General features: G+C 37.5%; 11 protein-coding genes. 5 read left to right on the top strand and 6 right to left on the bottom strand.

The window, feature by feature from the left end; translation table 11 throughout:
* Positions 1-132: 132 nt before the first annotated feature.
* Together HNQ98_RS01485 and HNQ98_RS01480 are read left to right on the top strand one after the other, a co-directional pair.
* Positions 133-1,035, top strand: coding sequence for an N-acetylmuramoyl-L-alanine amidase family protein (locus tag HNQ98_RS01485; protein WP_135197470.1), 903 nt, complete (start codon positions 133-135; stop codon positions 1,033-1,035).
* Positions 1,035-1,334 carry a hypothetical protein gene (locus HNQ98_RS01480; RefSeq protein WP_014974412.1) on the top strand — a complete coding sequence of 100 codons (300 nt, stop codon included), beginning with the start codon at positions 1,035-1,037 and terminating at the stop codon, positions 1,332-1,334. The genes HNQ98_RS01485 and HNQ98_RS01480 overlap by 1 nt, the downstream gene beginning before the upstream one ends.
* Positions 1,335-1,403: 69 nt before the next feature.
* Here HNQ98_RS01480 and HNQ98_RS01475 read toward each other — a convergent pair whose 3' ends face one another.
* The 3 genes from HNQ98_RS01475 to thrC all read right to left on the bottom strand — a co-directional run bounded on the left by HNQ98_RS01475 (position 1,404) and on the right by thrC (position 5,230).
* Entirely contained in the window at positions 1,404-2,390 is a 987-nt protein-coding gene (locus HNQ98_RS01475; protein WP_135197471.1) for a 5-formyltetrahydrofolate cyclo-ligase, read from the bottom strand.
* 33 nt (positions 2,391-2,423) lie between these two features.
* Positions 2,424-3,656 (bottom strand): serine hydroxymethyltransferase, encoded by a 1,233-nt coding sequence (gene glyA / locus HNQ98_RS01470; RefSeq protein ID WP_014974414.1) that lies wholly within the window; start codon positions 3,654-3,656, stop codon positions 2,424-2,426.
* Positions 3,657-3,769: 113 nt separating this feature from the next.
* A complete protein-coding gene (thrC, locus tag HNQ98_RS01465; protein ID WP_135197472.1) occupies positions 3,770-5,230 on the bottom strand; it encodes a threonine synthase in 1,461 nt (486 codons plus the stop codon).
* A 107-nt stretch (positions 5,231-5,337) separates the two neighbouring features.
* On the opposite strand from thrC, the gene HNQ98_RS01460 reads away from it, so the two are divergent.
* Genes HNQ98_RS01460 through HNQ98_RS01450 form a run of 3 tightly spaced genes read left to right on the top strand, consistent with a single transcriptional unit; the run spans position 5,338 to position 8,869 of the window.
* The gene (locus HNQ98_RS01460) at positions 5,338-6,624 is read left to right on the top strand and encodes a homoserine dehydrogenase (RefSeq protein ID WP_014974416.1); all 1,287 of its coding nucleotides are present in this window, start codon (positions 5,338-5,340) and stop codon (positions 6,622-6,624) included.
* A complete protein-coding gene (gene thrB, locus HNQ98_RS01455; RefSeq protein WP_135197473.1) occupies positions 6,621-7,505 on the top strand; it encodes a homoserine kinase in 885 nt (294 codons plus the stop codon). Before HNQ98_RS01460 ends, thrB begins: the two co-directional genes overlap by 4 nt.
* 2 nt (positions 7,506-7,507) lie before the next feature.
* Positions 7,508-8,869, top strand: a complete 1,362-nt coding sequence (locus tag HNQ98_RS01450) for an aspartate kinase (protein ID WP_135197474.1) — start codon at positions 7,508-7,510, stop codon at positions 8,867-8,869.
* Positions 8,870-8,923: 54 nt separating this feature from the next.
* Here HNQ98_RS01450 and HNQ98_RS01445 read toward each other — a convergent pair whose 3' ends face one another.
* The 3 genes from HNQ98_RS01445 to era all read right to left on the bottom strand — a co-directional run bounded on the left by HNQ98_RS01445 (position 8,924) and on the right by era (position 11,916).
* Positions 8,924-9,892: an asparaginase gene (locus HNQ98_RS01445; RefSeq protein ID WP_221429571.1), complete on the bottom strand. Its 969-nt coding sequence runs from the start codon at positions 9,890-9,892 to the stop codon at positions 8,924-8,926.
* Complete coding sequence (recO, locus tag HNQ98_RS01440) at positions 9,882-10,679, bottom strand: DNA repair protein RecO (protein WP_135197475.1); 798 nt, start codon at positions 10,677-10,679, stop codon at positions 9,882-9,884. Before recO ends, HNQ98_RS01445 begins: the two co-directional genes overlap by 11 nt.
* A 325-nt stretch (positions 10,680-11,004) precedes the next feature.
* Entirely contained in the window at positions 11,005-11,916 is a 912-nt protein-coding gene (gene era / locus HNQ98_RS01435) for a GTPase Era (RefSeq protein ID WP_135198148.1), read from the bottom strand.
* Positions 11,917-11,970 lie beyond the last annotated feature (54 nt).

Below are 11,970 nucleotides of genomic sequence, written 5' to 3'. Positions count from 1 at the left end.
CCTTTAATTGTTTTCATAAATTATATTATACCCATATTGTAACATCTTTTGAAACTAAGAGAAATGCTTGTTTAAATTGAAATATGATACAATATTATCACACGGCAAAATTTGCTGAAGTAGGTAAAATTGATGATAAAGAAATGGCTTTTAAGCAATTTAATTGGTATTATAATAACAACCTTCGTTTTAACCATGACCTTTGGCTTAGTTTATTCTCTGGCCACTAAAAATAAAATAACAACACGCCCTGAAGGCGTTCAGTTCCGCAGTGGACCAGGTAGAAATTATCACGCACTTTCTGCTTTAAAGCGTGGCTCTAGTTTAATTATTATGAAAAGAGAGCATGGCTGGTATCAAGTGCGCCGCACTGATAATGAAAAAGTGGGTTGGGTTGCTAGTTGGGTTGCCGAGTCTCGTACCCTAAATAAAGTGACCCCATTAAGTGAGGCTACCATTGTTTTGGATCCAGGGCATGGTGGTGATCCTAATAAAAAATATCAAGGCTTTCCTGGTGATACTGGCTCGATATCAACTGATGGTAAACATTTTGAAAAGACTTATACATTACGTACCGCTCGGCATATGAGAAAAGCGTTGGAACATACAGGTGCGCGTGTGCTCATGACACGTGATTCTGATACATTGATTCCTTTACTACATATCCCACGACTAGCCGAAAAATACAAAGCAGATGCCCAAATTTCTATTCATTTTGATCATTCTAATAATGAAAACTCAGCAACAACTGCTACTGGCATATCACAGTATTATTATCATAAAAGTGGTCAAGCATTGACCAAATCGCTACACGATTCTTTAAACAGCTTACCTCTGAAAAATCGTGGTATGGATACTGCTCAATATGTTGTTTTAAACAACGTTACCAGACCAGCCACTTTACTTGAATTAGGCTATATCAATAATCATTCTGACTTCAAACACATCCGCACAGCACGTTATCAAAAAGAAATTGCCACCGCTATCGTTCGTGGTCTAACCACTTACACAAAAAATACGACAGAGATGAAATAATGACACTATTTAAAAAAACAAAAGCAGCCATAGAAAATAATATCGCTAATCAAACAAGCGAACGTGTTGATGAACATTTAGAGGGCATGATTGTCCAACCTTTTGCCTACAAAAAGTTACTCATCATTTATCGTGTTGAACAATATCCTAGTACGACTAATCGTATTGACAATCGTATTTTAGAATTTGACACAAAAGAAGCGCTATCCGAACGCCGGTATCATGAGATAATTGAACGACTCAAGCATGATGATAGCGACCGTATTTCAATTGTCAATATTTTGCCATTGGTTGACTAAAAAAGCCATTCACTTTCAAAAGTGAATGGCTTTTTTATTAAAATTAATTCAAAATCTGATTTTCTATTACTATTGATACACAACTTTAAATCGTTCCAATACTACTTTTATTTTCTCATTAAATGTCACATCATACATCGCTAACTCTGATTCCCAAAAATTTTGATGTACTGTGCGCCAATAATTTAATGAACGATCACCCTCACCTTCTAGATAAGCGTGTTCCGAGTTGACCTCGTCAAAACTAGCAATCGTTACATCTGTATTTTGGATAATGGCAACTGGTGATTTTTTGCTGTTTAACACAATAAAGTAACTATTTTTAACTGGGATTGGTTCATTATCAATTAAATAACCGTCATACCAGCTAGCAGTAGCCGTTTTTGTACCATTGGCAATTAATGTGGCTAATTCATCAGCCAATGTCTCATTTCCAAACATGTCAAAAACAGGTAACGGTGTGTCTAGTGATAATGATTCTTGTTTTAGATAGCCGCGCCAAAAATCCATTATGACTGCCATATTTGAATTTAAAATATATTCAACTTGCTCATCATGTGGTTCAATTGGCAAATCATCGACCAACTGAGGTTTCATAGCTAAAGCAATTGTTTTGCCATGAAAGTCACTCAAAAATCGATCAAAGTATCCTGCACCATAACCTAAACGATACCCAGTACGTGTAAATGCAAGACCTGGAATAATAGCTAAATCAATGGCTTGTTTATCAAATGGTACATCATTAACTGGTTCTAGAATTGACATCATACCTGACTTATAAGTTGAGTCTGGTGTAATAAGAACAAAAAACATCTGATTTGCCACAATTTTAGGAACAACTACTTGCTTTTTGTCCTGCCAAGCACGTTGAATAATGGGCGCAGTATTGAATTCAGCTGGCAAGCTAAGCGTTAATGCGACAACTTTAGCCATCTGCCACTGATTTGATTGGAATAGTAACTCCTGTAAATTTTTTTCTTCTTCCAGACGTTCTAGTCCTCTATAGTCAGCTAAACGTTGTTTTTGTTGCTGCCGTAATTTTACTTTATCGTCCATATTTTATGTTTTCGAATAAATTCATTGTACTAATTACTCAAACAAATGTGCCATTGCCAATTTTTCTGCAGCTTGTTTAACTTCATGCAAAACTTTGGCATCATTAACATTATGAATAGCTGTCACAATTAATTCGGCTACCTGTCGAGATTCAGTTTCGTTGAAGCCGCGTGTTGTTATTGCCGCTGTACCAATACGGATACCAGAAGTTACAAATGGACTCAACTTTTCATTTGGCAAAGCTTCTTTATTGGTTGTAATGGATACACTATCTAACAACTCTTGTGTTTGTTTACCGTTCAAGCTTGTTTGCGTCAAATCCAAATTAAATAGATGATTATCAGTACCGCCAGCAACAACACGAATATCCGAAGTTTCATTGAAAACATCAGTCATTGCTTGCGCATTTTTAATAATTTGAGCTGCATATGTTTTAAATTCTGGTTGGAGTGCTTCACCAAAAGAAATTGCCTTACCTGCAATCACATGTTCTAAAGGTCCGCCTTGTGAACCAGGGAAAATAGCTGAATTGATTTTTTTTGCGTATTTTTCTTGCGACAAAATAATACCACCACGTGGTCCACGCAGTGTTTTGTGCGTAGTCGACGTCACCACATCAGCTACGCCAACTGGATTAGGATGTAACCCTGCCGCAACTAAACCAGCAATATGAGCCATATCAACCATTAAATATGCGCCTACTTCATCTGCAATCGCGCGGAATTTAGTAAAATCAATCGTGCGTGAATAGGCTGATGCGCCCGCCACAATCATTTGTGGTTTAACTTCACGTGCTATTTGAGCAATTGCTTCATAATCTAATAGTTCAGTTTCTGGATCCAAACCATACGTATGTGATTCATAAACTTGACCAGAAAATGACACTTTGGCTCCATGTGTTAAATGACCACCAGCAGCTAAATCCATACCTAATATGCGATCGCCAGGTTTCAAAAATGCCATATATGCTGCAGCATTAGCTTGCGAACCTGAATGTGGTTGAACATTGGCATATTCAGCTCCAAATAACATCTTCAAACGGTCAATTGCCAATTGTTCAACAACGTCAACGTATTCCGTACCCCCATAATAACGTTTGTTAGGATACCCTTCTGCATACTTATTTGTTAAAACAGAGCCTTGAGCTGCACGAACACTTCGGGAAGCGAAGTTTTCAGATGCAATTAACTCAATAGTACGATTTTGACGAGCACTTTCCTGCTGAATTGCGCTCCAAACTTGCGGATCAAGTGTTTTAAATGACATATTTTTCTCCTAATAGATGGTAACTTAATTATAACGTATTTCAAGAGTTAATGGCGTCCAATAATTAAGATAAATACTAAATATCGAGAGAAATATCTTAATATTGTTCGTCTTTATAGCATTTCTTGACGCAATGTTCGAGATATTTGTTCTGGATCAATGATAGTCTTATGCAAAATTGGTTGAGCAAATAAATCCGCAACTTGAGCTGGTATGTCAGTCTGTGTGACATCAGACAATTGTTTCAACCCTGCTTTTCCAGTATCTGGGACTTGGTTAAGTGCCTCCAACACAGTTTGTGGAAATTTATAAGGACTTGCTGTTGCTGCCAATAAAGTTGTACCAGTTGGCTTTAGTTGATCATAAACATAACGCCCAACTGCTGTATGTGGATCAATAATGTAGTTTTCTTCCTGCGCCACACGTCTAATTGTCTCTAGCACTTGAGTCTGTGTCGCAAACCCAACGGTAAACTTATCTAAATTCGCTCTGGTTGCGGACGTCAAAGTATATTTACCATCATTTGCTAACGATGTCATATATTGGTTCACTTCTTCACTATTACGCCCACTAACAAAATACAACAAGCGCTCCAAATTACTTGAAACTAAAATATCCATTGCTGGTGCATTGGTTACTTTAAACGCACGGTCACGATCGTAAGTACCAGTTTCAAAAAAATCAGTTAGCACATTATTTTCATTGGAAGCCACAATAAATTCTTTGACTGGCAATCCAATTTGGCTAGCATAGTATGCAGCCAGTACATTTCCAAAATTCCCTGTTGGTACAGTAATATTAATCGCATCACCAGCTTGAATGGTGCCTTTTTTGATTAATTGCGCGTAAGCATACAAATAATAAACAATTTGTGGCACTAATCGCCCAATATTGATTGAATTAGCTGATGAAAAACGCTGATGATGTTGTTGTAATTCTTTTATCAATTTCTCATCTGATAATAATGATTTAACAGCTTTTTGAGCATCATCAAAATTACCAGTTATAGCAATCACATGCGCATTAGTAGCAGCTTCTGTTTGCATTTGCTGACGTTGTACATCACTGACACCAACTTCAGGATAGAAGACCACAATTTCCGTTTGGTCGACATTGCCAAAACCACTCATAGCAGCAGTTCCCGTATCACCAGAGGTAGCCGTTAAAATAACAATTTTTTCGTTTTGGGATTGCTTTTTAGCTGCTGTCGTCATTAAATGTGGCAATATCTGCAAAGCAACATCTTTAAAAGCCAACGTTGGTCCATGAAATAATTCAATATAAGTTAAATTTTCTTCATCATGCAATGATACGACATTCTCAGTCGCCCATTGTTTACCATATGCTTTCTGAATAACATAATCAATTTCAGAAACACTAAAATCATCAAAAAAGGCATCAAAAACTTGCGTTGCAATATCGCTATATGTTTGGTTTTGTAAAGCTGACCAATCTAAATCCAGTGTTGGCCATGATTCTGGTACATATAACCCACCATCTGGTGCGATACCTGCCAAAATTGCCTGGCTTGCTGTAACTCTTGGCGCTTGGCCACGTGTTGACACATAATTCATTGTATGCCACATCCTTTTATATTATTGAGTTAAATTATAACAAAAAACTTTAAATTTATGAAGTAAAATGATAGAATTGTAAGAATAACTGTTTAAAGGAAGAAAATATGGACATTGGAATTGGGCTTTTCGGCTTAGGTACGGTCGGCAGTGGTGTCGTCAAAATTTTACAAGAAAATATGGACCAAATAACCAAAAGGACAGGTTCCCGCTTAACTGTTAAGCACGCAGTGGTGCACAATCTTAATAAACCCCGTCATGGATTTACACAAGACTTTCCAATCACAGATAATGCATCAGATATTTTAGACAATGATGATATTCAGATTGTGGTTGAAGTGATGGGGACATTAGATCAGGCGTACGACATTATTAAACGCGCACTAAATGCTAAAAAACATGTTGTTACTGCCAATAAAGACTTAATTGCTAGTCACGGACAAGAGTTAGTTGCTATTGCAGAAGCAAACGGTGTCGATTTGTTCTTTGAGGCCGCAGTTGCTGGTGGTATTCCTATTTTACGCACATTAGCTTCAAGTTTTACAGCTGATGAAATATCACGTGTGGCTGGTATTATTAATGGTACGAGTAACTTTATTTTGACACAAATGGCAATCAATAACTTATCCTATGCTGAAGCTTTGAAATTGGCTCAGGATAAAGGGTTTGCCGAATCTGATCCAACTAACGATGTTGAAGGCTTCGATGCTGCCTTTAAATTAATTATTCTATCGAACTTTGCCTTTGGTATTCAGCCAGTCTTAGGTGACCTGACGATAAATGGCATTGCCAATCTAACTGACACAGACATTGCTGACGCTAATAGTTTCGGTTACGCTGTCAAGCTCCTGGGTGTTGCACAACGTGTTGGCGATACCAAAGAAGCCATCAGTATTGAAGTTGCTCCTCATCTAGTCCCCTTTACACATCCATTGGCAACTGTGAATAATGAAAATAACGCCGTATTGGTTAATGGCGAATCTGTCGGTGAGGTCATGTTGTACGGTCCTGGAGCTGGTGAGATGCCAACAGCTAATTCCGTCCTTAGCGACTTAACTAATGTGGCAACTGACCTTGCATTAAACACACCTGGACGACCATTTAATTCCTTTAACCAAGACCTGAATTTAGCAAAACCTTCACAACGGGTTGCGCGACGTTTTATTGTTGTTGAAGTTGACGATACACCTGGCGCAATGTATTCAGTAACCGGTATGTTCGCTGCAGCAAAAATTAGTTTCACTGACTTAAAACAAACACCTGCTGCAAATGGGACAGCTCGTCTTGTTGCATTAACTCACCCAGCAAGTGATGCACAATTAAATGTGATTCGTACAACGATTCGAAATGCTGATGGTATAAATTTAGCCGCGGAGTATAAAATATTTTCATGATTAAAATAACTGTTCCAGCTACTACAGCAAATATTGGTCCTGGATTTGACTCACTAGGTGTCGCCTTAAATCTCTATTTAACTTTAAATATTTATGAAGTAACAGACCAATGGTTGGTTGAACATGACTATCAAGAAGATATGCCACAAGATGAGACGAATTTTATTGTCAAAACTGCCTTATCATTGGTCCCAGATTTACCGCCTCATCGTATTCGTGTCAGCTCAGATATTCCTCTCGCACGCGGGCTTGGTTCATCTTCATCAGCACTATTAGCTGGTTTAGCGATGGCTAAAGCATTGGCACATTTAAATATAGACAACGAGGAGCTATTGGAGCATGCCACTGCATTAGAAGGTCATCCTGATAATGTTGCCCCGGCATTATTTGGTGGCGGTGTATCAGCTTATTATGATGGCTCTCGTGTCTATCATGCACCCTTACATTTACCCCAAAATGTTAATTTTGTCACATTTATTCCAAATTATAAGCTCATGACGTCCGATGCACGCAAAGCTTTACCAGCAAACTTACCATTCAAAACGAGTACTGCAGCTAGTGCAATTAGTAATACATTAATCGCAGCACTCAATGTCGATGATTTTAATACAGCTCGTGAACTGATAGAAAAAGATCTATTCCATGAGACAGCTCGCCAACATTTAGTCCCTGAATTATCTACTATTCGTGATATTGCACATCACCTAGATATAATTGGTACCTATCTATCGGGCGCTGGTCCTACAATTATCACTGTTACACCTAAAAAAGATACCCAGCAATTGATTGACGCACTATCAGCAGCAAATTTACCCGGTAAAATTTTGCAACTTGAACCTGATTTTCAAGGATTAAGTATTACTACAGAAAGAAGATCATAAACATGAAAGTATCAAAATTTGGTGGATCCTCACTCGCCGATGGCCATCAATTACAATGTGTATTTGACATTATTAAAGCAGATGATACAAGAAAAGTTATCGTTGTTTCTGCACCAGGAAAACGTTTTAAAGATGATACTAAAGTCACGGATTTACTGTTGACATATGCTAAAGCCACTATTGAAGACACCGATGCAACAGACATCATTGAAACGATTAAAGACCGTTATCATGCTATTGGTAATCATTTTGACTTACCTGCCTATGAATTAGCTGATATTGATGAACAAATTGATCATCTTGCGCGTAAACATTACCGTTCGTTTGACTATCTTTTTGCAGCGTTTGCAGCCCATGGTGAGTATCTTAATGCACAATTAATCGCTAAAGTTTTCACTCATTTAGGTGTACCTGCACGTTTTGTTGACCCCAAGGAAATTGGCTTACGTGTTGATGATAATGCCCGTTCCGCCACTTTTGATACAAAATCTTATAACACCATTGCTGAATTAGATTTAAGTACCAGCGAAAGATTAATTGTTCCGGGTTTCTTTGGCTACACTGAAAATGGCGACATAGCAACTTTTTCGCGTGGTGGATCAGATATTACTGGTGCAATTATGGCACGTGGACTAAGTGCCGATTTGTATGAAAACTTTACAGACGTTAGTGCGATATATGCTGTTAACCCAAGCATTATTGAAAATCCCGCGGCTATTAAACAAATGACTTATGATGAAATGCGTGAATTATCGTATGCTGGGTTTGCTGTATTTCATGATGAAGCAATCATACCTGCCATTCAAGGTGGTATTCGGATTAATATTAAAAATACAAATGACCCCGAAGCACCTGGTACTTTCATTGTGCCACCCACCGAAGTACAACAAACACGCCCAGTCACTGGTATTGCAAATTCAAATCGATTTTCGGCTTTGTATTTGCACCGCTACCTATTAAATAAAGAAGTAGGCTTCACATTACGTATTCTAGAAATTTTAAAGAAGCACAATATTTCTTATGAACATATGCCATCTGGAATTGATGATTTGACAATTATTTTTGACAAAACTTTGTTAACGCAAGAACAAGTTGATGGTATGTTAGAAGATATTGCAGCAACGATTAAACCTGATACTTTAAAATGGCTACCTAGTTATGGTATCATCATGGTCGTCGGTGAAGGTATGCGTAATCGAATTGGTGCATTAACAGATATTGTCACACCCCTAAAAGAACACGATATTAGCCTACAGATGGTTAACCAAGGTGCTAGTGAAATTTCTATTATGTTAGGTATCCAACCCGATTTAGCTGAACGTGCAGTTAAAGCAATTTATGATAATATTTTTAAAATGGTATAACATTGAAAAAGCTGAGATTGTCTAGGACAATCTCAGCTTTTTTATGATGAGTAATCATGAATTGCGTAAATATGTATGCAAGTCAACATGATTTAAATGATTTGATAAACCAATCATCAATTTCAAACGTGCTTTTGGTCCATTAATACTTGTCACAAAGATAGCACCAGCTTTTTCCAACTGAACCCCGCCGCCAAGATAATCATAAACCGGCTCAGCAACGCCATTAAAACTACGAGAAACAATTATAACTGGAATGTGTTGTGATAGGAGTAACGAGACACCATTTGCAGCCTCTTTAGATAAATTACCCGCCCCAAAAGCCTTGATAATGACACCATCAACATTTGCCGCGGCTAATAATTCTAAGAGCTGCCCATCCATTCCAGCATATGCTTCCAATACTGGAATATTTTGATCAACAGATGTTATTGGGAAAACTTGTCGTGGCGCTAACTGATAAAAAAAGATTATACGGCGTTTTGTCAGTAACCCCATCGTCCCACTGATTGGTGATCCAAAAGTAGCAACGTTTGTGGTATGCGTTTTAGTAACAAATCGTGCAGCATGAATTTCATCGTTCATGACAACCATCACACCACGGTGTCGCGAATTCTTATCCGCTGCAACACGTAAAGCTGATTGATAATTATAAAGTCCGTCAGATCCCAATTCATTAGATGATCGCATAGCGCCTGTAATCACAATAGGAAAGTCAACTGATAAGGTACTATCCAAAAAAAATGCCGTCTCTTCTAATGTATCCGTACCATGTGTAATCACAACACCATCAAAACTGTTTTTTGTTTTCAAAATACGTTGCTGTAATTGCAACATATGCCGTGGTCCAATATGTTCACTCGGCAAATTAAAAATACTTTCAACAGTTAATTCTGCATCAGGTAGTTGAACAGTAGCACCATTTAATGGATTTTCTGTGCCTGTTTCCACATCACCATCTTCATCTTCATGCATTGAAATTGTGCCACCAGTATGCAAAACCAATATTTTTTTAATTGTCATTCTTTGCGTTCCCCTTTTGTCTAAAATTAATGAGTGTATTTTGCCATGAATGCATCTGCTCAATAAAGGTTTTAGCACGTGGTTTTAATCCAACTTGATTATCATAAATATAATCAATCACACGTTGTAATCCTCGTTTTGTGGCTGCTGACACCTTTATTTCATGTACTTGTCTAAAATCAATCACACTAAATTGGCGTAAATAGAATATTGTTTTTTGGTCTAACATTAAACGATGATCATCCAAACTGTAATGATTCTCTGAAAGAATACCATTATACTTTTCGGAATAATCAAAGCTACCGTCTACTTGACCGCTTAATGGATCTGCTTTCCAATTAGGCGCAACGCCTAAAGGTACTAATAATTGAATTTCAAATATGTTAGCAATAATTTGTGGATCCAAGCCGTCATCTAATTTTTGAAGTGCTAACAAAAGCTGATTATACCAACGCGTAATTTGGTCACCTTCCTCAAAGGTGGCGTTAATCAGGCTGGCAATGAGAGCCGCATAGGCATTGGCTTCAATATCTTCAACTAAACGAGGATATATTGTTGCTCTTTGAACATCATTTATATATCCTAAGCCGCTTTCACGAGCTGGAAATGCCCCTTCGAACGTAATCAAATTATAAGGTTGCACACCTGCTGCAAGATGCGATTTTGGCTTTTTTGCACCACGCGCCAAAAAAGTCCACAACCCACGTGTTTCAGTAAGTATGCGAACCAACAAATCATTATCTTTATATTGTCGTGTATATAGTACAATTCCTGTAATTACTGTCATTAGTCACTCTAATAAATAATGCATAAACTGATACGAATTGCCTAAAAATTGGCGTCATAGTTGCACAATATCATTATCATCATAATTCGTTTTAAAAACCTGAATTAATTCAATATCAAGAATCGCCATTAATACCGTTGAATGGTTTGCAATTATAAACCGATTACCACAAGCAGCTATCTCATAAATCAAACGCACCAAGATGAACTGATTTCAGCAAAAACTCCTAGTCATTTGAATCACTCAAAAATTGCAAATCAGAATAATACATAAGAACTTTTAATAATATTGATTTACAAACACACTGGTGTTAACAACTGCAGTATTAATAGTCTTCTGAACGATAACCTAATGTTTGTAGTGCTTGTGGTCGATCACGCCAACGTGGTTCTACTTTAACCCATGTTTCGAGAAATACCTTATCACCCATTAAGCTTTCAATGTCTTTACGTGCACGTGTTCCAATTTCTTTTATCATTGTACCTTGTTTACCAATGATAATGTTTTTTTGTGTCGGACGTTCTACAATTATTGAAGCCTGTATATGAATTTTTTCTTCGTTTTCACGCGCAATTTTGTCAATTACCACAGCAACAGAATGCGGCACCTCTTGTCGTGTCAATTGTAATACTTTTTCACGAATTAATTCACCAATCACAAAACGCTCTGGATGATCTGTTAATTGATCAGCATCAAAATATTGTGGGCCTTCGTCTAAGCTATCGACAATATTATCTAATAGCTCAGGCACATTATCACCTTCACGTGCAGATATAGGAAAGACTTCCGTCCAATCAATTGCATCTTCTTGATAACTAGCAATAATTGTTAATAAATCTTGTGGTGACACTAAATCAACTTTATTGATTAACAAATAAATTGGTGTATTTTTAACATCTTTTAGTCGATCAATAATAAAATCATCGCCACGCCCACGTGGCATAGAAGCATCAGCGATAAACCAAATCGCATCTGCTTCATGTAAAGCAGAAAAAGCTGACTTCACCATAAAATCACCTAATGAATTCTGTGGCTTATGAACACCTGGCGTATCAATGAAAACAACCTGTGCATTATCAGTTGTATAAATACCTTGAATTTTATTTCGTGTTGTCTGAGCTTTGTCCGACATGATGGCGATTTTTTCACCAACAATTCGGTTCAATAGCGTAGATTTGCCAACATTGGGACGACCAATAATGGCAACGAATCCTGATTTAAATGGGGTTTCTGTCATAATATTTGCGGCGCCTAGGCCGACTTTCTCCTAATTCTAAAAATAATTTTCCAC

It is taken from the genome of Leuconostoc carnosum (assembly GCF_014207505.1).
Lineage (GTDB): Bacteria > Bacillota > Bacilli > Lactobacillales > Lactobacillaceae > Leuconostoc > Leuconostoc carnosum.
The sequence above is the reverse complement of the archived record's forward strand: the minus strand, read 5'-3'. Positions and strand labels throughout refer to the sequence as shown.

What these genes read in the sequence shown, in the direction of transcription:
- HNQ98_RS01485 (WP_135197470.1), top strand. Translation starts at nt 133, where the DNA reads ATGATAAAGAAATGGCTTTTAAGCAATTTAATTGGTATTATAATAACA.
- HNQ98_RS01480 (WP_014974412.1), top strand. Translation starts at nt 1,035, where the DNA reads ATGACACTATTTAAAAAAACAAAAGCAGCCATAGAAAATAATATCGCT.
- HNQ98_RS01475 (WP_135197471.1), bottom strand. Translation starts at nt 2,390, where the DNA reads ATGGACGATAAAGTAAAATTACGGCAGCAACAAAAACAACGTTTAGCT.
- glyA (WP_014974414.1), bottom strand. Translation starts at nt 3,656, where the DNA reads ATGTCATTTAAAACACTTGATCCGCAAGTTTGGAGCGCAATTCAGCAG.
- thrC (WP_135197472.1), bottom strand. Translation starts at nt 5,230, where the DNA reads ATGAATTATGTGTCAACACGTGGCCAAGCGCCAAGAGTTACAGCAAGC.
- HNQ98_RS01460 (WP_014974416.1), top strand. Translation starts at nt 5,338, where the DNA reads ATGGACATTGGAATTGGGCTTTTCGGCTTAGGTACGGTCGGCAGTGGT.
- thrB (WP_135197473.1), top strand. Translation starts at nt 6,621, where the DNA reads ATGATTAAAATAACTGTTCCAGCTACTACAGCAAATATTGGTCCTGGA.
- HNQ98_RS01450 (WP_135197474.1), top strand. Translation starts at nt 7,508, where the DNA reads ATGAAAGTATCAAAATTTGGTGGATCCTCACTCGCCGATGGCCATCAA.
- HNQ98_RS01445 (WP_221429571.1), bottom strand. Translation starts at nt 9,892, where the DNA reads ATGACAATTAAAAAAATATTGGTTTTGCATACTGGTGGCACAATTTCA.
- recO (WP_135197475.1), bottom strand. Translation starts at nt 10,679, where the DNA reads ATGACAGTAATTACAGGAATTGTACTATATACACGACAATATAAAGAT.
- era (WP_135198148.1), bottom strand. Translation starts at nt 11,916, where the DNA reads ATGACAGAAACCCCATTTAAATCAGGATTCGTTGCCATTATTGGTCGT.